This is a genomic window from Algoriphagus namhaensis, assembly GCF_042649705.1.
In the GTDB taxonomy this organism is placed as follows: Bacteria; Bacteroidota; Bacteroidia; order Cytophagales; family Cyclobacteriaceae; genus Algoriphagus; species Algoriphagus namhaensis.
Genome location: NZ_JBHRZS010000003.1, coordinates 4,139 through 29,194, shown reverse-complemented (window position 1 = coordinate 29,194; position 25,056 = coordinate 4,139). Strand labels below are relative to the sequence as shown.

Annotated in this window: 1 protein-coding gene; it reads right to left on the bottom strand. The window is 43.8% G+C overall.

Annotation, left to right across the window (positions count from 1 at the left end; all coding sequences use genetic code 11):
* Positions 1 to 645: 645 nt before the first annotated feature.
* Positions 646 to 25,056, bottom strand: a complete 24,411-nt coding sequence (locus ACFOSV_RS01835; protein ID WP_377902799.1) for a DUF7507 domain-containing protein — start codon at positions 25,054 to 25,056, stop codon at positions 646 to 648.

The window sequence follows — 25,056 nt, the reverse complement described above, 5'->3', positions numbered from 1 at the left end:
AAACTTCTTTCTCTTGAGTGATCAAAATCAAATACGGATCAATAAGTATTTGAGTGAGGTTGGTTTTTGCTCTAGACGCGAAGCGGATAAGCTTCTAGAGAATGGACGCATCAAAATCAATGGAAAAATCCCTGAACTCGGCACTAAGGTCAGTCCGGGAGACACTGTCACTGTTGACGGTCAAGCTGTAGGCACACCCATCCAAAATCACACCTATATCGCTTTTAACAAGCCCGTGGGTATTGTATCCACCACGGATACCAAAGGAGAAAAAGATAATATTATTGATTTCATTGGACATCCAGAGCGGATTTTTCCTGTAGGAAGACTTGATAAGGACAGTGAAGGACTGATCCTCTTGACCTCGGATGGAGACATCGTAAACAAAATTTTACGTGCAAGAAACAATCACGAAAAAGAGTATATAGTCACGGTAGACCGCCCTGTCAATGAGCATTTTGTAAAAGGCATGTCGGAAGGTGTACCCATTCTAGATACAGTTACTCGAGAATGTGAAGTTCAGCGCCTAAGTACATTTAAGTTTCGAATCATTCTCACCCAAGGTCTCAATCGACAAATTCGTCGGATGTGTGAGCATTTTGGCTTCAAGGTGAAGCAATTGAAGCGGGTGAGAATCATGAATATTCACCTAGACCTACCCACTGGAAAGTGGCGAGATTTGACTGAAAAGGAGCTTGCACAGCTGAACGAACTTATAGCAGATAGCACAAAGACTTTTGATTNTGCCACCTTAGTCAGTTCTAGATCTCCATTGCTGATACCTGGTACCGTTACCTGACCACCGCCAGATACGCCTCCACCGTCTGGTGTCTGACCAGTGCCCGTCGCAGCATTCGTCACAGACCCTGCATCAACATCTGCTTGCGTAATCGTATAGCTGGTTACTACCGTTGCACTTTCACCCGGTGCCAAGTCTCCAACATTTGTATTCAAGCCTGTCAACGGATCTTCTACAATCACATCGCTTAAGGTCACGTTACCTGTATTGGTTACCGTAATCGTGTAATCAATCACATCGCCTGCCGCATTGTATTCACTTACATCTGCCACCTTAGTCAGTTCTAGATTAGGCTTTTGAATCGCAGGGATCGTCAATCGATCAGCAGATACCACTACGCGGCCACTCGCATCCTCACCTCTCACATTGGCAACATTTGGAATCCTACCATTATCTACATCCTGCTGTGTGACTGTATAAGGCTCTTGGACAAACACAACTTGTTGCGGTACTAACTGCCCAATATTTCGGTCAAGATTTGTAAGAGGGTCTTTCACAATCACATCAAACAAGGTCTCATTACCTGCATTTCTAATTTCGAGCGTATAGGTAATCACTTGACCCGCCTTATCGTATTCGATGACATCTGCTGTTTTCTGGAGTCGTAGTGCTGGATCTTGAATGGCCGTAACCGTAGCAGCAGCTTCAGCTCTAACATCCTGTCCATTCACGCCAACTCCAGTAGCTGTACCTATATTGATTACAATGCCTCGATCAATATCATCTTGGACAATTGAATAACTTGTGTTGATGGCCCTAGAATCTCCTGGTCCCAAATCTCCAACAGTAACAGAAGCACCTGTCAATGGATCTTCAACTACTGTATTCTCAATAGATATGTTTCCAACATTCCTAACAGTTAATACATAGCTTATTTGCTGGCCAACTGAGTTATATGTGGTTGGATTTGCAACTTTGGTAAGAGTAAGTACAGCATTGGTACTTGCAGGAGTAGTTACTTGAGCTTGATCCGTAACGGTACTCTGATTCTTGGCAACACCTGTCACGGAAGCATTATTTGTTATTTGCCCTACATCAAGATCCTGTTGGGTAACCGTATAGGCAGCTATTACTACCTCTACCTGACCAGGCAACATGGTTCCAATATTCGCATTTAAAGAAGTTAATGGATCCGTAACCACCACGTTATCAATAGTCAGATTACCAGAATTGGTCACGGTCAATGTATAGTTAATTACCTCACCCACTGCATCAAACAAGTTCAGATCAGCAGTCTTTTCTAAAGTGATATCAGGATTTTGCACGGCAAGAACAGTCGCAGATGCCGTAGTAGCCAAATCTACCTGATTAGGATCTGTTCCTACTGCTGAAGCCGTATTGACTACAAGACCATTATCAAGATCATCTTGGTCAATTGTATATAGGACAACTCCTGAGCGACTCTGTTGTGGAGCGAGACTACCAATATTAATATTTAGGTTCGTCAAAGGATCTGTGACCGTCACGTTATCAAGCGTCACATTGCCTGTATTGGTTACCTCTAAATTATAGTTTATGACATCTCCCACCTGATCATAGGTACTCGGAGTAGCTACCTTCGTCAAAGCAACACCCGGTGCCTGATTTGCAGTGACCGTAGCACTAGCTCCCGCAAACTGAGTTGATTGATTCGGATCTACCCCTGTGACTGAGGCTATGTTTTCTACAAATCCTCGATCCATGTCTGCTTGGGTAATCACATAGTCCTGAGTGATAGTTTGTGCCTCTCCAGGTGCAAAGACACCTAAGTTTTGGTCGATAATTCCCAATAATGAATCATTTAGTGTTACAGGGTCCAAAGTCAGGTTTCCTGAATTAGTAACAATCAAATCGTACGATATGATATCCCCAGCTTGATCATAGACTAATGGATCAGCGACTTTTATCAATGAAATATCAGGTGCTTGAATTGCAGTTACTGTAGCGCTAGCACCCGCACTAATATTAGGATTGATCACGCTAGATCCTGTGACCGAAGCAGTGTTTATAAATTCCCCATTGTCTACATCTGCCTGAGTAATCACATAGCTTCCGGTGACGGTCGCGGTCTCGAATGGAAGTAGGGTACCCACATTTGCGTCTGCCCCCAGTGTTATTAGCGGATCATCGATAATAATATTCTCGATGGTCAGGTTACCTACATTAATAACGACAAGGCTATAATCAATTACATCTCCTTCTGAATCATAGGTAGTGGGTGTTGCCTCTTTTACAAGCACAAGCCTCGATGCTTGAATAGCATTAATTGTTTCGCTATCCGCATCTCTAACTATACGGCTAAAACCATCCTCACCAAGTGCAGAAACATTATTTACGAAGGAGCCATTATCCAAATCTTGCTGAGTAATCTGATAGCTAGTCGTGAAAGTTTTCGATTCTGCTGGAGATAGAGTTGGAATATTTGTGTCGAGTCCCGTGAGCGGATCTACAACCTTTGTATTATAAATGGTAAGATTTCCTGTATTGGTTACCACTATTTCATAGTCAATGACTTGTCCAGGGAAGAAGTATTGTTTGGTCAGTGCAGTTTTATTCACCTCAAGACTCGGAGCTTTGGTCGTGACGACTCTAGCATCGTCGATATCTTCTACGGTCCTTGGTATAATCGCTGTAGTCATTCCCGATACCGTGGCAGTATTGGTAATACTCACCTTCGTATCCAAGTCAGTTTGAGTAACTGTATAGGCTGTAGAGATCACCGTACTTGCCCCAGGAATAAGTGTAGCTAGATCAAGGTTCGTTATTCCTGTCAATGGATCATTGAGTGTCACATCTACCAAGGTGACATTACCTGTATTAGTTACGGTCAACTCATATGGAATCACGTCTCCAGGTTGGGAAACTGTATTTACTAGGGCATCCTTTTGGAGTGAAATAGATGGGTTTCTCCTTGCAATCACAATAGCCGAGTCTATGTCTAGAAGATCTCGCTGAGACCCTATGCCATCACCTGTAGCTGTAGCAACATTAAAGACAAAGCCGCGATCTATATCATCCTGATCTACCGCATAGCTCACCGTAATAGACTCTGATGAACCTGGAAGAATATTGGGAAGTATCTCATTGACGGTTCCTGTCAAAGGATCATTTACCAATACATTTTCAAGAGTAAAGTTGCCAATGTTTACAACCTCTAGCTCGTAACGAATGATATCATTTGGCTGACTATACGTTCGGTCTATTGGTGTCTTGATAAGCTCTAAACCTGAATCATCTTCTGAAACTACTATAGCCCTATCTGTCGCAATAACAGGAGTACCATCCACCCCTTGTCCAGTTGCAGTAGCCACATTCACAAATACTCTTGTTTGAAGTGCATCTAAAGAAACCGCCCTGTCTGTGGTGATAGTGAAGGACTCACCTGGAGCTAAGCTACCCACAGGCTGGTTGAATTGAATCAATGGATCGTCGATCACCACATCCTCCACAGTAATATTACCCACATTGGTCACCTCAAAAGTGAAGGTCACCACTTCCCCAGCATTCACTACTAAGGTTGGGTTAGCTGACTTGACCAGATCAATGGCAGGAGAAGTAAGAGCGATGACTAATTCAGAATCTGCATCGCTTACTGGCCCAGCCACACTACGACCTGAAACTTCCGCAAGATTGTCGATAAAGCCTCTATCTAGATCAGCCTGCGTAACTGCATATTGGGTAGTATAGGTAATGGAACTTCCATTTGCTGGTAAGGCAGAAAGAACAGTAGCAGTAGAAGTAAATCCTGTAAGATCATCTGTAACCACGACATCCGTTAAGGTCAAATTACCCGTATTTTCTACCAAGAGGGTATAAGTGATCACCTCTCCTACAGTCTGGAAGTTACCGACATCCGCACTTTTGGTTATACGAATATCAGCTCGTTGGGCTGCTCTAATTACCTCGATCGCTTCGTCATCCACCATAGTGCCAAACGGATCAACACCTGAGGCTGTGGCAGCATTTCTTACTTGACCAGCTTCAATATCTGCTTGGGTAACATCGTAAGTCAAAACTTGGGTTGCAGTCATTCCTGGATCCAAATCGGACAATGGAATAGGAGTACTCGCAATTAGTGGATCCACTAATTCAACCCCCGTCAAGGTGACATTCCCTACATTAGTTACCGTAAGTGTATAAGTGATGGTTTCACCAGCAATCGCATAAGTTTGTGGATTAGCTACTTTTTCCAGCTGGATCGCAGCAAGGACATCAGCAGGCACCACAAGCATATCTTGAGCATCTATGCTTTGATTCTTTTGATCCGTAGCTGTGACTGATGCTGTATTTTCACGCTCCCCTGCATTCAGATCAGATAGCATGATTGTATAGCTACCTAAAACTTTCAGCGTATCCCCAGGACTCAAAGAACCTCTATTGACATTGGTAATCCCGGCAATTGGGTCATTAAAAATAACGTCATCCAAGGTTACGTTTCCTGTATTTGTCGCCACCAAAGTGTAAGAAATCACATCTCCTACCGCACTAAAGCTTTGGACATCGGCCGTCTTTTCTAATGTAAGACCAGGTGATTGAATTGCCGTAACGGTGGCAGTCGCAGTCCTCAACTCTACGTTAGAGGAAGGATCAATTCCGGTCACAGTAGCGGTATTTGGTACCTCGCCTGCATCTAGGTCATTTTGATCTATTGTGTAGAAGCCTGTAATGGTCTTACTTTCTGCAGGTGCAAGTGTTCCTACATTTTGTCCTACAATACCAGCAAGAGGATCATTCAAGGTAACTTGATCTAGCGTCACATTGCCTGGATTGCTTATCACAAATTCATAGGAAATTTGATCCCCAACATTTTGGTAGGTAGTTGGATTTGCGGTTTTAGTCAAGGCTAAGTCAGGAGCTTGATCTGCCATAACAGTTGCCGTTGCCGTTGCTAATACTTGGCCTTGATTCGGGTCCAAACCGATTACCGTCGCCAGATTTATCACCTCGCCAGCATCAATATCCGACTGTGAAATAGTGTATGCCCCAGAAATAGTATGGACATCTCCTGGTGCAAATAATCCCAAATCTTGATTATTTATTCCAGCGATTGGATCATCAAGGGTAACAGGATCCAATGTCACATTACCCGTGTTTTCTACGACTAGCTCATAAGAAATTACCTCCCCTGGTTGAGAATAATTCGAAGTAAGAGCTGACTTGAGCAAACTAATTCCCGGATTCTGAGTAGCATTAACCAAGGCATCATCTGTATCAACAATGACTGCTCCAAGTGGGTCTGTACCCTCCACAGTAGCAATATTTGCGACAGTCCCTGCATCTATATCTGCTTGGGTCACTGTATAAGATGTAGTGACAACTGCTGTTTGCCCTGGCACAAAATCTCCTAGTGTGATATCCGTTCCAGTTAATGGATCAATAACCTCCACATTCTGAAGGGTGACATTTCCTGTGTTTTCTATGGACAACTCATATTCCAGAACATCCCCAGGGGTATCGTAGTCAGCTGTAAGAGCATCCTTTACAATGTCAATCTCGGGATTCTGATTTGCTGGAACCAATACCGCATCCAGATCCAATACGAAATCAAATTTCGGATCGAACCCTTCAGCAAAGACAACATTGATTTTACCTCCATCATCTAGGTCCTCTTGCGTCACTAAATAAACGGCTGACCTTACCTGAGTCTCTCCAGGTGCCATTTGACCAATCGGTATATCTAGCGATAAAATTGGATCAATAATTTCAACTGAGAAAAGGGTGACATTACCTGTATTGGTTACTTCAAATGTGTATGTAATTGGATCTCCAACATTACTGAAATCAGGGACGTCAGCTGTTTTAATCACCTCAATCTCACCTACTATAATACCAATAACCGTTTCAGATGCCTGCGCTCTAAGCACTTGACCTCGAGGTTCGGTTGCTACAGCAGTTGCAGTGTTATTCACCACCCCTGCATTCATATCTACCTGATTAGTAGTATAGCTAGTCTGTACGACCTCAGATGCCCCAGGTAAAAGTGTGGCAAAGGTCTGGCTTGTTCCTGTCAATGGGTCGGTCACCAATACATTGGTCAAAGTAACATTACCAGCATTAGTTACAGTCAAGGTATAATCTATCACATCTCCAGCAGCATTAAACTCTGTCACAGCCGCGACCTTGTCAAGTAATAAAGCTGGTCTTTGCGTAGCGGTAATCGTCAAATTATCGGTATTATCAACCTGCTGATTTTTTGGATCTGTGGCTATTACCGTGGCAACATTGTCAATAAACCCACCATCAATGTCCGATTGAGCAACCACATAGGTACTAGTGACCTGTTTGGTTTCTCCAGGTATTAACACACCGACATTCTGATCCAGACCTGTAAGCGGATCTGTGACGGTAACGTCGGATAGCGTAACGTTACCAATATTGGTCACATCTAAAGTATACTCCACCTGCTCACCAGCAGTAGTGTAGAAGAACTTATCAGCGCTTTTCACAATTTCAATCTGTGGTTCTTGAACCACATTTACTCTAACCACATCCGTGCTGTTCACCGTCCCATTAGTTGGATCAGTTCCGATAGCTGTCGCAATATTCTCAACAAATCCTGCATCCAATTCAGCCTGAGTAACCAAGTGAGTCGTATTTCTCACATCACCAGCGTTTGGAATAAGTGTACCTACATTTTCGCTCAGATTAGTGAGCGGGTCGATTACAGTAACATTGGTCAGCGTAACATTGCCAACATTTCTTACATCCAGTCTATAATTAATGGCCTCACCTAGAGTCCTCACTTCTGTTTTGTCAGCGGTTTTCTCTAGAATAATATCCGGATTCTGTATTGCCGTCACAGTTGCCGTAGCCCCATCATTTATTGTATTCCCCCGTGGAGTGACCCCTGTCACAGCTGCCACATTCACTACTTCACCCCGATTCAAATCAGAAAGAGTTATCGAATAGTCGTCTGTAACTGTACGTATACCTTGAGGAGGTATTGATCCCAAGTTTGTATTAATTCCAAGTAGATTATCTACTAGGACCACGTTATTGAGTGTAAGATTTCCAGTATTCTCTACCACTAAAGAGTATTGGATATTGTCTCCCACGGCATCATAAGTGCTGACATCAGTAAATTTAGTCAGGCTTATGCTTGGGTTAGGATCTACAAGCGATATTGCTCTGGACTGATCCGAATAAACCACAGAACCAGGACCTGTGCCCTCCACTAAGGCAGTATTTCTAATAATTCCTCCATCCAAGTCATTTTGAGTGACTTGGTAAGTCGCGGCTACAATTGTAGATGCCGAAGGTTGAAGAGTTCCGATATCTAAACTTAGCCCCAACCTTTGATCTTCGAGCTTGATATTTTCTAATGTAAGATTACCTGTATTGGTCACCTCAAAGGAATAGGTAAGGTCCTCGCCTAGTTGACTATAGCGAAGCTTATCAACCGTCTTGTTCAAGTTAATCGCTCCAGACTGAATAGCGTTGATTCTCAGTGAGTCACTCGCTGTAACGACTTGACGCAGTGGCGTAAAGTACCTTGCTACCGCGATGTTATCAATGAAGCCATTGTTTATATCTTCCTGGGTAGTTACATAAGGAAGGGTAAAGGACTTACTCTCACCTGGGCTTAGGGCCTGACCAGTTTCACTCAATCCAATCTTACCATCGAGTACCGCTCCACCTGACAAGGACAGATTACCTGGATTGGATACGGTGACGGTATAGTTTACAATATCTCCAGCAGCATTGACAGTGTTGACATCGGCAGACTTTTCTACTTGTAGTCTAGCATCCTTGAGCACAGGAATAATCAACCCATCCTCATCTCTCACTTGCACTCCGTTCAAGTTTTCACCTGTTGTGCTCGCCGTATTTGGAAGTTGAAGGAAATCTATATCACTTTGTTTTACTACATACTTTCTAGTATAAACCACAGGAGGGTCACTCGGAGCCAAAGTAGCAATAGTCTCATCCAGTCCTACGAGTGGGTCTAGAGTATTGACATTAAATAAGGTCTGATTACCTATATTTTCAACTACAATTGTATACTCTACCTCTTCACCTGCACTCGTAAGTATGGACTTATCCGCAGTTTTGGTGAGTTCCAATAATGGGTTTTCGATTCCTTGAACAGTTACAGAAGCCTCTTCTCGAACGGAGACGCCGCTAATTCCTGCGCCCTCGCCTTTGCCTGTAACGGTAGCAATATTCACAACTTCTCCCCTATCTATATCCTCTTGCACCACATTATAGGTGACAGTTCTGATTATAGATTGGCCTACTGCTAAAACTCCAATATCTTCGCTAAAACCGGTGTTATCATCAGTCAACACCACATTTTCTAAAGTGACAGCACCCGTATTAGTCACTACCAGCTCATACTCCAGTTGGTCTCCGACGTTGCTATATCCTACATTCGCAGCTAGAGCTCGCTTATCAATTTCAATTGCTGGACGACCCGTGGAAACTGCAAAGGCCACATCTGACGCTGTGATCACTGTACCGTCTGGTTCGGTTCCCTCAACCGTAACTTCGTTTCTAATCAACCCACTTGGATCATCAATATCACTCTGAACTACTTGGTAACCGAAGGATCTCGTCAAAACCTCCCCAGGATCCATGGTACCCAAGTTTTCGGAATATCCGATTCTAGGATCATCAATTGTAACGGGATCTAGAGTAATATTCCCAGTATTGGTAATGGTGAAATCATAGGTCAATACCTCCCCGGCTTGATCATAAATTCTAGGACTAACAGATTTCAACACTTGCAGTCCTCCCAATTGAATCCCTTGCACAGTCCAAGAGTCACTAGATTGGAGATTGGTGCCACTGGCACTTACGGCAGTAACTTCCGCAGTATTCACGAAATCTCCATTATCCAAATCATTCTGGGTAAAGGTATAGTTTGCCTTCACCACTGTAGTGGCACCTGGAACGAGAGTAAAAGACGGCGTAGTCAATCCGATTTTGGGATCATCAATCACCACATCCACCAGGGTCACATTACCTGTGTTAGTTACTTCGAGATCATAAATAATTTGCTGATTGGGTTCGAAGTAGAAGAATTTATCTCCCCTCTTTTTAAAATCTAGAGTTTCGATTTGATTGGCGAATACCTCCACAGAATCTGCGTCTGTGATCGGCCTTCCCTGAGGTGGAATCGCCACAACAGTCGCAGAATTCACAAAACTTCCCCTATCAATATCAGCCTGATCCACCATGTAGCTTGCAGTATAAGTTCTACTTTCTCCTACTGGTAGGTCCCCAATCGTAACTGAATAACTTATCGGTAAATCTTCTAAGGACACATTAGTCAAAGTCTGATTACCTATATTTCTTACCACAAGCTCATAATCGATCATATCACCTGGGTTGGTATACGAAGTGGTTGTGGTTGTTTTAGATAAAGCGATATCAGGATTCTGGATTGCTCGAATTGTTGCAGAACCCCGATCATCAACGACAGTTTGACTTGGATCTACACTGACCCCAGAAACTGTCGCTGAATTAACAAAAATACCTAGATCCAGATCATTCTGACCAATAGTGTAAGAGGTAGAGTAAATCTCCACTTGACCTGGGGCCAATGTACCCACTGTAACCGTCAGTTTTGTTTGAGGATCTACTAGCTCAACGTTGTCAAGAGTAACATTCCCTGTATTTTCAACTTCGATTTCGTAATTGACAACTTCACCAACAGTACTGTAAACTGCCCTATCGGCTGTTTTAATTACTTGAATATCTGGAGTAAGAGTCGCAGGTACATTTACCAGATTTGTGGTGGCATCGACAGGGTCATTGTTGACGTCTACTCCAGCCGCTTCAGCCTGGTTCTCGTAGAAACCTGCATCTAGGTCTTCCTGTTGAACGATGTGTCTTGCTCCTACTTGCTCTACCTGACCCGGAGATAGGGTAGCAATCGGATTATTGGAAACGATGTCTGCTTTTGGATCGGTGACAAGGACATTTGTAAGCGTGACATTACCAGTATTTTGTACTTCGATAATGTACTGAATTTGCTGTCCTACCGCACTATAAGAAGGTGTCAACGAGGACTTACTAGCAGCTAAGGAGGAAGTTTGTACAGCGTTCACTACCACCTCATTGGATGTAACACCCACGGATGCCGCCTGCGGAGTTTGGCCAGTAACTGTGGCCGTGTTCCTGTATTCGCCCGCATCTAAATCTGCCTGAGTTATATTATGTCTTGCCGTTAGGTCTTTGGATTGCCCTGGAGCAAGTATAAATTGACCTGTAGAAATAATCGTATTGGGGTCGGTGACTACAATTTTATTCACCGTGACATTACCAGTGTTTGTAACTGTGATATCATAGTCAATGCGCTCACCCACGGTGGAGTATTCCGTTTGCGTAGTTGCTTTTGTAATCTCCAACACTGGCTTTTGGTCAGCAGGAATGGTAACCATATTGGAATTCCTGGAAAGTTGGGTGTTGTTAGGGTCTAAGCCTGTGCCACTTGCTGTATTGGTATATTCACCTGCGTCTAGATCGGCTTGTACTACGTCATGTGAGGCGATAACTGTAGCAACCTCCCCTGGCAACAAACTCGCAATCGGACTACCTGAATTGATCACAGCACTAGGATCTGTGATATTCAGATTAGTCAAGGTCACATTTCCGGTATTCTCGACTGCTAAAGTATATTCCAAAATATCGCCAACTGCGTCATAAGAAGCCGTAGGGCTAGACTTGGTAATCGTGAAATCTGGCATTTGTAGCGCAGGCACTACCACACGATTGGTATTTCTTTTTAGCTCTGTATTGTCGAGTTCCCTAGCCCGTACTTCTGCTTGATTGTCGTACTCTCCATCATCCAAATCTGCTTGTGTGACAGTATGTGTTGCATTTACTATCACGCTTTGACCAGGAGCTATAGATGCAATCGGGTTATCATTTGGATTTATATCTGCTTTAGGATCAGTGACAGTAACATCAAACAAGGTGACATTACCCGTATTTTCAACAGATATGGTGTAATTAATCACCTCGCCCACTGCCTGATAATTTACAGTGGAAGAAGCCTTACCCACATTCATTTTAGGGTTTTGCGTAGCTACAAGTCTTTTACTATCCGAAGCCTCTAGGACAAGACCATTCAAATCGGTTCCTCTTGCCGTAGCGACATTGACTAGCTCTCCCAAGTCCACATCGGCTTGAGTAGTCGTGTATTGCACCTCAAATGCCACAAATTCATTTGGTAACAAGACTGGAATAAGTGTATCCAACTCAACCTTTGGATCAGAAATCCTAAGATCAAATATGCTTACGTTACCACTATTCTGAGCATAGAGGTTATAATTGATAATTTCACCTGGCTGGAAATAACCACTTTGCTGTACTCCCTTGGCGAAGTTTAAGCCAGGTGTTTGAGCGCCATTGATTACTTCCTGGTCCTTATCAGAAATAGTACCACCATCAGGTTTCACCGCCACAGCCTCAGCTGTATTCACTATGGTGCCTGCATCAATATCAGCCTGGGTGACCACGTACCGCTCTGTGTAACGCACGCTTTGACCCACACCCAAGAAACGAATAACATCAGTCAGACCAGTTTTCAAATCTTGGACGTCTACGTCAAACAGGTTGACATTTCCGGTGTTTTCCACATCGATGGTATAAGTCAATGTTTCTCCTACACTGTTATATCCATTTTGCTGTGCGCGCTTGGTTACTTTTATCGCCGGATTCACAATTGCCGGGATAGTATCCCGTCCAATTGCTGGGCTTAAGTTCCCTCCAGCAGGAGTTCCCGTGGCTGTCGCAATATTCACGAACTCACCATTATCTACATCGTCTTGCTTGGTGGTATAATTTGCTGTGTAAGTCCATACCTCCGTGGACTCTAGCTTATTATTATTATTCAAATCTCCTCCCCGGAAGGTAGGACCAGAATCTACTCCTGGATCCTGGAGCGTGATGTTACTGATGGTTACATTACCTGTATTGGAGAGTAACAACTCATAAGTCAAGGCCTCACCTGGTCCATCATATGAGTTTGGCAGAGTGGTGCTATTCTTTTCTAGATTCCATCCTGGAAGTGGCAAGGCAGGCACATCTTCAGAGTCCTTAACGTCTGGTAAATTACCTTTGACAAGTCTTCCTTTGGCAGTTGCCTCATTGATATATCTACCCGCGTCAAGGTCAGCTTGGGTAACCGTATAAGCAGCTGAATAAGTCCAAATCTCTCCAACGTCCAAATTATTGTCCATATTCAGATCTCCAGAGACTAAATCAGGACCAACATCGGCACCAGGATCAGTAACACTTACATTGCTTATGGTCACATTGCCCGTGTTGGTAAGGATAATCTCATAGTTGAGGATTTCACCTACCGCCCTATAATTCTTCGGATTATTGGTAGCTGACTTTGTGATGGACCAACTGGCTCGGATATCCGAATCAACAACAGCCTTTCCTCTTTCGGTAATAGTAGAATTGTTTGGAAGCTCACCAGTTGCAGTGGCCGTGTTCTCAAACTGACCTCTATCTACATCCTCTTGAACAGTAGTGTAATCTGTGGTATAGGACCATATTTCTCCCGGAGAAAGAATGCCATCATTTCCTGTATCCCCACCAGTAAACTGAATGGAGGTGGTCTTCGGATCATCTACGACTAGATTATTAACCGTGATATTACCTGCATTCTCAACAGTAATAGTATAATTTATAGTTGCTCCAGGAAAATCAAATTGTGAAATATCCGGGGTTTTGGTAACTATTAATTGTGGGTTTTGATTTACTGGGGTTCGGACAGACTGGAAGAAATCATCCTTACTGCCATCAATATCTACTCGAAGACTAGCATCATTATCTACAAAACCTCTATCCAAATCGGCCTGATCCACCACGTACTGTGTGGTGTAAGTAAGGGTTTGTCCAGGATCGAGTCTCGGTTCTGATTCGAGTAAGTTGGTCAGCGGATCTTCCGTGATCAAATTGAAGTAGGATAGATTACCCGTATTGATTATTTGCAGCTCATAATCAATTATATCACCTACATTGCTCACACTAGCAGGGGTAGCCGTTTTAATAAAGCTTAGGCTAGGATTTTTAGAGGCAATGACCGTGACTGATTTTTGATCCGCAATAAGGTCACCATTAGAATCTACGGTCTGACCTTTGGGACCTCTGGCAGTAACTTGTGCAGTATTCACAACTCTTCCCGCATTCAGGTCATCCTGATCTACCGTATATGTAGGTGTCAAAGTTTGACTATCACCAACAGAAAGTACATTGAATGTAGTGGATAGCCCGGTAAGTGGGTCTGTAACCAGTACAGAGTTTAAGGTAACATTACCCGTATTGGTCACGATGATGGTATAATTCAAATCATCCCCCGCGGTATCATATCCCTTTTCTGCAACTGTTTTGAGCAAACGAATCTTCGGATTCTGTGATCCAAAGAGGGTTACCTCTGATAAGTCTCTAACTGTTGTACCCTGATTTGGAGCTTCTCCTGAAACCTCAGCAATATTTTCAATAAAGCCTTCATCCAAATCTTGTTGCGTCACCGCATAATTCACTGTACGAACCTCTACCTGGCCTGGTGCCATATCACCTATGGTTTCAGAGAACCCAATCCTTGGGTCCACAAGGAGGACGTTTTCAAGATCTACATTTCCATTATTTCTAACTCTCAGCTCATATTGGATGACTTCACCCTCAAAAGAGTAACCAAATGCTAGGGCAGTTTTCTCTAAATCAATTCTCGGCTGAGGATTACCCCCAATGAAATTGGAATCTCCGTCTCCCACATTTCCACCATCCGGATCTTTACCAGTCACAGTCACGGTATTTGTGAGGCTACCTCGGTCTACATCATCCTGAGTTATTGTGTAAGTGCCTTGGTAAGTCCAAATCTCAGTAGGATCAAGTTCATCATCATTATCAGTGTCATCTCCGAGGAAATTTGGAGGGTTAGGAGTTAGAAGTGGGTCATCGACCACTACATTCGATATGGAGACATTTCCTGTATTCCTAACTTCAATAGTATAGGTAATTACCTCACCTACATTATTGAATGAATTAGGGTTGGCTCTTTTAATTACATCAATATCAGGGTTCTTGGATCCTGTCACCAAATCCTTATCTGTATCGGTAACCTGATTCTGATCCGGATCTGTACCCACCACATTGACGGTGTTGGTGATTGTTCCCCGATCCACATCGTCCTGAGTGACTACATAAGAACCAGTGAATACCCAAATTTCATTTGGATCCAGAATGTTGTCTCTACCAGTCCCACTTGGAGGAGATAAATCTCCAGATACGTAGGTCAAGCTCGGAATAAGTGGATCATTCAATACAATATTTTCTATTCTAGTATTTCCTGCATTCGAAACGAATATGCTAAAGGTCAGAACATCACCAGCTGTATCATATCCTTGCTGATCCGCAACCTTGGTAACGGCAATGCCATTGGTCTTAGAGCCATTTAGATCCTCTTGATCGCCTCTCGAAATCGTGTTTCCATCTGGGTCTTCCACGGTCACACTGACCGTGTTCTGAATCATACCAGCATCTATATCTGCTTGAGTCACGGTGTATTGACCAGCATAAACCCAAGTTTCGCCTACGTCCAAATTTCCTACCGTTGGTCCATCGCCACCGATTAAATTCAAATCTGAAGAAGCTATGATAGAGTCATCGATAGTCAGATTGTCCAAAGTGACATTCCCTGTATTTTCTACCTCAATCGTATAGGCAACAATGTTGCCAGGAGCATTAAATCCTGAGGTGTTGGTGCTTTTTCTAACTTCAAATTCTGGACTTCGAACAGCCGTAGAAGTTGCTGTATCATTGTCCCCAACATCTCCCCCATTCGGATCTTTACCAGAAACGCTTGCGGTATTGGTCACCGGACCACCATCTACGTCAGCTTGAGTCACCGTATAGGTATTGGTATAGACAAATGTCTCTCCTGGATCTAGATCTGGTACTGGTATGGACGAGTTGCTGAAGAATTGATCGTCCAATTCCAATTGAGTCAGAGTCAGATTACCATTATTGGTGATCACGATCTCATAGTTGAGTACCTCCCCAGCCATAGAATAGGTGGTAGGAGTAACAGATTTTGTCAGATCAACAGATGGATTTGGCACTGCTGTGATCGTCTCAGACCCATTTGCATCAGGAAGGCTTCCGCCTGGTGGCGTACCCGAGGCCGTCGCAGAGTTAGTAAACGTACCGTCATTTAGATCAACCTGCTTGATATCATAAGTTGCTCTGTACTCCCAGACCTCACTAGGATCCAATTCTACATCTCCGTCGGTATCTCCACTAACAAAGGTCGGACTGGAGGTCGCTTGAGGATCTTGAACATCCACATTTCTGATGGATACATTTCCTGTATTGTCCACCAAGATTGTGTAAGTAATAGTCTGACCCGCTCGATCATAAGTAGGTTGCGATGCAGCCTTGGTAAGAGTCCAAGAAGGGTTAGGCGTACTTGTTGCCGTGGCATCATCGTCGATCTCGGGTAAATTTCCAGCTGGGGATTGGGAGGTCGCGCTTACTGAATTTGTAAAAGTACCTGCATCTACATCAGTTTGAGTGACAGTATAAGAAGTGGTGTACACCCATGTCTCACCCACGTCGAGTGTACCCATATTATTCACATCTCCAGAGGCTAGTACCGGTGCCTCCGTTTTCAAATCAAACAAGGATACATTGAGGATACTTACATTCCCGATATTCTCTACTTCAATAGTGTATGTAAGAATGTCTCCTTCATTTTCAAAAGTACCAGGTGCATCTACTGATTTTCTTATTTCCCAGTCTGGCATTCGGTCCACAGAAATATTTAGGTCGTCACTTTCAGAAGGTAAAGACCCAACGACGCTTTCACCTGACACCGTAGCAGAATTACTGATAGTGCCCGAGTCGATGTCCGCTTGGGTCACTGTATAGGTAGCAGTATAGATCCATGTTTCAGCCGGAACTGCAGTGCTGCCATCCGGATTCACACTTTTTGGGTCTATAGTTTGATTTGAATTAGTATCTCCGCTTGTAAGGGTCAGAGGATTAGGAGAAATAAGCGGGTCGGTGACGACAATATTGTCTAGGACCAGATCTCCTGTATTCTCCACAGAGATGCTATAAGTGATTACATCCCCTGCATTTTTTACCGAAGACACATCAGCTGACTTACTGATTTCGTAGCGTGGGGTTCGGGAACCCGTGATAGTTAGATTACCATTTCTGTCTATACTTGTACCAGGGTTGGTTGGATCCTCAGTACTAACCGAAGCAACGTTTGGAATATTGCCACTCTCTACATCCGCTTGAGTCACGGTGTAAGAAGTAGTGGCAATGATCGTTTGACCAGGAGTAATGGTTGGAATCGTGGTCATCAGACCAGTAAGTGGATCATCTATGTCCACGTCCAAAAGAGTCACATTACCCGTATTAACCACTACGATCTCATAGGAAATCACTTCTCCAGTATTGCTATACCCCGTCTTGTCGGCCCTTTTCAGCACATTAAGGTTTGGTACTTGCGTCGCGGCTATTGTTTCACTATCAGTTGGATCGGTTAGTGTACCCTGTGAAGGTGTACCCGTCGCGGTAGCCGTATTTGTAAATGAGCCAGCATCTAGATCATCTTGTACAATAGTATGCGTAGCATTATATATCCAAGTTTCTCCGGGAGACATGATTTGATCATTACCCAAATCGCCTGAACTATAAATCGGACCTGGAGCATCTGCGTCAGGGTCAGAGACTACCACATTTGAGATAGAAACATTACCCGTATTTTCAACTCGAATTCTATAGGTTAAAACCTGCCCCAATTGACTATATGGCTTATCATTGCTAGTCTTATCGAGGGTCATTTGTGGATCTGGAATCGCAGTAATAGTAAATGAATCTGAAACTGGAGAGAGGTTTCCACCAGATGGGGTACCTGTAGCGGTAGCTGTGTTGGTATAGCTTCCATTGTCTAAGTCTCCTTGTGTGGTAAAATAAACAATCAGATATCTCCAGGATTCTCCTGGACTCAAAATACCATCCCCTGGACTTCCAACATTTGGATCCAATGTTATATCTGCAGCGCTAGGATCATCTAACTGAATTCCTGAAATCTCTACATTTCCAGTGTTTGTCAGGACTGCTTCAAAAGGTATAACCTCCCCAGCCTGAGTATAAGTAGTTTGACCGCCAGTTCCTGTACTTTTTACTAATGTCCATGATGGATCAGCCAACCCAACTACAAAGGTTACAATAGAATTATTTAAATTATCAAAGCTTTGGTTATCAAAGCTCACTACCGAACCATTGATTGCAGTTGCTGAGACTACAGCTGAATTACTAAAGTTTCCATCGCCATCCGTATCAATCAGTAGTTTGAAATCTGCCAAATCTACCCCTGGTACAGTCAATCCATTCAAATCGAAATTCACATCTACAAGACCAGGTCTACCTGTTACTTCAACCTTCCATTGACGATTTATTCGTAGATATGAATTCCCTGAAATTGACAAAGCTGATACAGAAAAATCGTTATTATCATGGCCCATTATAAAGTAATCTCCGTCGTCAAGCGTATTCCGAGATTCGATTACTACGTTCCCTTTCCCGCTTTGGCCAGTTCCGTCACCTGACCCAGTGTTGATGCTGTTTGACTGAGTCTGGTTGAGTCCATAAGCATCATCTCTACCAATGCCAAATACATCAAATTTATAGGTGGTTTCGGAATAAACAGGCTGGTTTGATGAGTTCAAATAGACTGCAGGCAAGCTATTATTACCCAAACTGATTCCATATTTTATGGCCAGATAAGACTCTATTTTTTTTCTCTCAAGTGTGCCATGAGGTACAGGATACATCAGAATCTCGGCCACTTGTCCATCCAAGAATGCCGAAAAACTTGTATTCAGTGAGCGCCCTATAATCGGTGTTGAGGTTGTTACTGCAAAATTACCTGTCCCCGTCAACGCAATCGTCGAGAAAGGCTCTCCGTCAATGTAGGTCTTCTGTGAACCGGCAGGTTGCCCATCCGCCACTTCCACGATCGCCAGTCTTGCCTGTTCCGATCCCAGATAGCCGCTCGAGTAAAATGCCTCCGTCAAGGTATTGTCATAGGTAGCCAGTTTCCCTCCTTTGGCAAAGTCCCTTCCTCTTGGTGCCCCTGCGCTGACACTTGCACTCAATAAAGTGCCACTGCCATCTATTCCACTGAGATCATCTGCCCCAGGATTTTCGATGCGGTACACCGCATACATCGTCTGGAACTTCACCCCTGTACTTCCAATTAAAAAATCACCTGATCCATCAAAATCCACTGCGTTGTTGAAGTTGATCAACTCGCTTCCCGTCTGCGGATCTCCCTGTATATTAAATGTGTTAAATCCTGTCTGATCCACCCAGCTTGTCAGAGTGCCCGTTCCGGCATTTGTTCCTGCATCCCCTTTCAGCCATAAACCCGCACCCAAAACTCCCGGTCCCACCGATTTACCCGTCGTAAGGGTAATCACCGCATTGTCAGGAAGAGTAACCCCGGTAAATCCAACCATGTCTGAAGCAAATGAACTACTGCTTACCACACTGACTGGTCCGGTGGTAAAATCACCATCCCCGTCTTCATCAATCAACAGGTTGAAGTCTGAGGTAGCCTGTCCTATAAAGTCTAGCCTGATCAAATTAAACTCCAAGTCAACGGCGCCTACCCCCCCGGTATTCTTTACTTTCCATTCCCTTCCCAATCTCAAAAAGTCATTCGCATTCGATGGGACATCTGAAAAGCTACTGTTCAAACTCCCGTTATCATGGCCGAGAATCAGGAATTGTTGATCTGTCAGGGAGCCTGTGGTAATCTGGAGGTTGCCACTGGTTGCAATAGCAAGCCCACTATTGGAAGTGGTAATGCTGGCAGACTGCAACTGGTTCAAGCCTGTACCGCTGTCCACCCCAACACCGAAAATGTCATAGAAATAGGTAGGGTTCGAAGGCCAGATCGTAGTACCGGCACTGTTGATATAATCCACCGACTCGGTATTGTTCCCCAGCGAGATCCCATATTTAAGTGCCAGGTAACTCTCCACCTTCAGTCTGTCCTCAGCAGTGAGAATGGTTGGATAGATAATAAGTTCGGCAATATCCACATTGGCAAAGTCGGCATTATTATATCCCCCCATTCTGAATGGGTGGTTTCTTATGTATTTATTGAAAGAGCCTCCGGAAATAACACCTATATCGGATCCGTTCCTTCGGTAATTGAGGGTTTGTGACCCTGCATTCACTGTCCCGGCCATGGAGTTCAATACCACCTGCCCTCCGGCTACCGGCAGGCTGCGGGAGATATTGTACTGATACTGGTTCCCATCCACTTCTGCTCCCAGATTCCATCCTGAGTTGTCGGCGGCCCAGTTATAAACCGGTCTGTTCGCACCAATGGATAAAGCCCTGTACACCACAAACTGGGTGACTACCGTGTCAGCCCCGGAGATCCCGTCCACATCGGTCAAACTAGGTGTGGACAGTTGATCATCCACCCCGTCAAATCGTACCACCGGATTGAAATTGATCCGGTCAGCCCCTGATGATACCAAAGCCGGTTGGGCCGACGCATTGGACTGGCTCGCCGTCGCATTGGAAAGCCCCCCCAAGTTCTGCCAGTTGAATACCCCGCCTTCACTCACTCCTGCATCTGCCTTGTACCAAAGCGAGGTACCCGATACAGGTCCTGGGGTACTGGTTAAAAATGTGATGTAATTGACATCTTGGGGAAATAGTACCCCAGAAAAATAAACCCGACCATTGACCAGTGAATCAGCTGCATAGGAAGTTGCGCCTGAACTGAAGTCAGCATCGGTATCAAGAAGCAAAACAAACTGATTTGCTGCAGTACCGCTGACTGCCAATCCACTGAGATCAAAACTCAAGCTCACATTTCCTAGATTATTTACGTGTCTGACCAGCCATTCTCTTCCGATACGCTTCGCATTAAACAACCCTGCCGGCAATTCTGTAGTCTGTTCTGTCAATGCCCCTCCATCATGGCCTAGCATCAAAAAGTCACCGTCATCCAAGTTATTCGGATTGCTTACCACAATATTTCCCTTTCCACTTTGACCGGTCCCAGGACCGCTACCCGTATTGATACTATTGGATTGGGTTTGATTTAAGCTACTAGCATCATCTTTCCCTATTCCAAATACATCATTCCAATATGTGGCATCATTCCAAATTGTGGCTCCAGATGAATTGACATAGCTCCCTACAGATGGGTCTAGAGTGATACCATATTTAATAGCAAGATAAGATTGTATACTTGCCCTTTCTGAGTCACTATGTTCTACCGGATACATGATCAGTTCCGCAAGCTCTCCATCAAAATAAGAAGGACCACCTACAGCAAGAGTGCTACCGACAATCGGGATACCGTTAAAGGGTTGGAAAGTAGACCCTGTTATTCCCTGAGTGGCAAAAACTTTCCCATCGATAGAGGTATATTGGCTACTAAGATCCCCTCCAGGGTTTATTTGGGTAATGGCTATTCTGGCTTTCTCTGTACCCAGTTGACCTGTGGAAATAAAGACTGATGCATTGCCGGTAACATCGCTGGTGGTTAGCAAGTCGGAACCTGTCAACATGGCTCCACTGAATAATTCTACAGCTGGATCAATCCCGATTACAGTGCCGGAATTACTATCGTCTATTTTGTAGACTGCATAAACAGTCTGAAATTCAATCGAGTTATCACCTTGCAAGTAATCATTTATTCCATTAAAGCGCACCGATGGGTTAAAATTAAAACCAAGAGGAACAATCCCAATAAAACCACCATTCACAGTAAATGAATTGTTTCCAGTTTGATCGATCCAGCCCGTTAGTGTACCGGTAGCAGGGCTTAAGCCGGCATCACCCTTAAGCCAAAGATTGGCACCAAGAACTCCTGGGCCAATCTGTTGTCCAGTGGCGAAGGCGATAACAGCTCCATCAGGTAGGGTTACATTGGTGAAGGCGATAACATCGTTTAGCAAAAAATCTGGTGTAATGACCGTTGTACTATTAGAAAAATCACCATCTCCATCCGTATCGATAATTAGGCGAAAATCTGAGGCCTCATTTCCGCTTACTGCGATCCCCTCCAGGTCAAAAGAAAGACTTATCGTTCCTACGTCATTCGTACGCTTCACTTTCCATTCTCTTCCCAGTCTGAAAAAGTCCAATCCGGCTGGCAAATCTGTCGCCTGCTCTGTAAGCCCGCCATTATCGTGACCGATCATCAGAAAATCCCCATCATCCATTGATGAAGGGGTAAAAAAGCTAATATTACCGGCTCCTGACTTACCTGTACCATCACCGCTTCCGGTATTAATACTATTAGATTGAGTTTGATTTAAACCGCTGGCATCGTCCCGGCCAATTCCAAAAACGTCGTTCCAATAATTCGTATCATTCCAGACTACATTTCCGTCTGAGTCCACATAATTCGTCAGAGAAGGATTGAGGGTTATTCCGTATTTTATGGCGAAGTAAGATTGAATCTTTAGTCGATCTGTGGGTGTAACTTCATCCGGGTATAATACCATCTCAGCCACCTGGCCTCTAAAGTGACGCCAACCTGCTTGGGGTTGGGCACCTCCAATATTATTGGTGCCCCCAATCCATGGTGTAAGACTAATTGAAGAAAGAGGGACGTTTGCGGGTGTTAGACTTTCACCGTTTATAGAAAAATAGGTGTTAGATGCCTTTATGCTATAATTTACTATAGCTGCTGACTGGTTTGCCGCTAATCTGCCATCATTGACCTGATGGAATGCATTGCCTTCCGCAAAATAAGCCTCATTACCACTAAACCCACCAAAAATCTGCTTTCCATATATGGCTGCTGGATTTGCCCCACCAATGAGCGCACCTGAAGCTGCATCTGATTTAAGATAAACTGCAAAACCTTCAATAAAAGTGATTTGTTCATCACCTGCCAAATAATCTCCAGGCAAGGCAGTGGAAGCTTCAGCGTTATCAAAATTTACTGTTGGATTAAAATTAATTTGATCACTCGCAAAGGCTGGAGTGCCATTTAGTGTAAAAGTGTTGATCCCGGTTTGGTCGGTCCACCCAGTCAGGTTGTTTCCACTGTTTGATGCACCTTCATCTGCTTTCAGCCAAAGGTTTGCTCCAGAAACTCCAGGGCCACTGGTTTTCCCTACAGTGATTGAAAATACAGCATTGTCAGGCAAGTTTACTCCTGTAAAACTGACTAAACCACCAGAAAAAGCACTTGCGGTAATTTCCTGAACGGTTCCTGTTTGAAAATTACCATCCCCATCTGTATCCACAATGAGGATAAAATCAGACAAATCAGTCCCGATCCCTGTGATCCCATTGACGTCAAATTCCAAATCTACAGTGCCCACATCACCATCTCGATCTGCTTTCCATGATTTTTCCAATCTTCGCCTTCCTTGAAGACTAAATGGTAGGTTGCCTCCATTTGGAGTTAAAGACCCGGTATCATTGCCCAATGTCAAAAATTCTCCTTGCGTATCATTTGAGCTTGGATTGCTGAATGTAAGAATGCTTGAGATTCCGGAGTTGATTTGCCTAATACCTGTACATGCCGAAGCAAAAGCCCCTATTCCGGCAACTTCATTTGGGAAAGTGGTACTATGATCAAAGTTCGAGGCTAGGTTGTAATAGTCCCTACCGTATTTTGAGCCCAGATAATCATTGATTTGCTCCAACTCGCAAGCATCCAAAGCTCTTGGAAAAATGATCACCTCAGCGATCTTGCTATCATACCAACGATCTGCGTTTCTATTGACCCCTATCCTGTAGGCATTAAATCCCTTAGTGTCTGAATATGTCGCACCATTTTGGAGAACCCCATCCGAATAGGTTTCTAATCGATTATTCTCTTGACGAACCGAAAATAAGTCCAATTCTTGGTTCAAAGGTCCAAAGGCTAAGTTACCTCCAGTCGTCCGGACTTGGAAATTCCCAGAAGAACTTAGATAATCGATCTGAAAACCTTGGGCACTAGACGGTTGATCATAAGAAGAAAAGAATGCATCGAAATCAAGGGGATTAGTCGATTGACCTTCGAGAACAATAAACATGGTAAAGTCCCCAACATACTCTGATGCCAATATCTTTCCTAGAGCTTCATTATTAGCCTTATCAAAGCGTAGCGCAGCATTCCCATTGAACTGATCCCGTAAATAAGAGGGAGCATTGACACCCCCTTGAGAAATACCAGAGGTAGTTACATCATTTCCAAACCCAGATTTATCCTTCCATAGTAGCACGTCAGCTCCATCAACTGGATTATTTGAGGTATTCTGATCAGCATCCGGATCAGAAGCATCAAGCCAAAGCTGAGCCCCGGGTACACTAGCAGGAGCACTTAGGGTAGTAAAGGTTTTTTCTGAACCAAAAGAATCTCCAGAGGCATTGGTGGATTTCAATCGATACCTGTATGTAGTACTTGGCTTAAGGCCGATAATAGTTGCTTCCACCGTGATTGCCGATGAGCCTGAACTACTTGAAGGGCTGGCAATAATCGTTTGATTTAAGGGAGTATTTTCTCCATACTCAAAAACAAAACTGGAGTTTGTACCTTGAGGATTCACTTCTCCTGTAATCGTCGCAGTCGAAGACGTGATTCTCAGAGGGTCACCAGTGGTTACTGAACCCAATGCTCCTGCTATGTCTGCTGGAGAAAGAGGTGCATCCCATATACGAATACTTCGAACAGATCCACCAGTGGTGTTCTCCGTTGCCACATTATCATTCATGAAGAAACGGAATTCTCTACTCCCATTGACATCCCTAGGTACAGAAGCACCATTTGTATCCGTAGTGTTATACACCTCTGTTACCGTACCATTGCCCTCGACCACATAAACGATAATCCTATTTGAAGCATCTCGGGTTAGTACAAAATCATAAAAAGTATTGGGAGAGTATGTTATGGCAGCATTTTTACCAAAAGGGAAAAATTCAAGATTGCTATTTTGAAAATATAACCCATCATCAACACCCGGACCCTTGAAGGAAAGAATTTTTTTATACCCGGCACCTGTCTCACTAAATGATATCCTAAATCCTATCGAATAACTATTGGGGTTGGGAAGTCGGTTGGTTAATAATTCGAGACCTCCCCCTGGGCTGGTTGGTTGCGTCCAATTCCATTGATTTGGACTTGTACCAAAAGATGAACTAGCAACATTAAATGGTGTTAAATTGATCCCTGTGGATTTTGAATCATTCAGATTTCCATTGAATTCGAAATTGTGAACAAGATTCTGGGCATGAACCTGAAAAAAAACTCCAGATGAAATTAAGAGCAA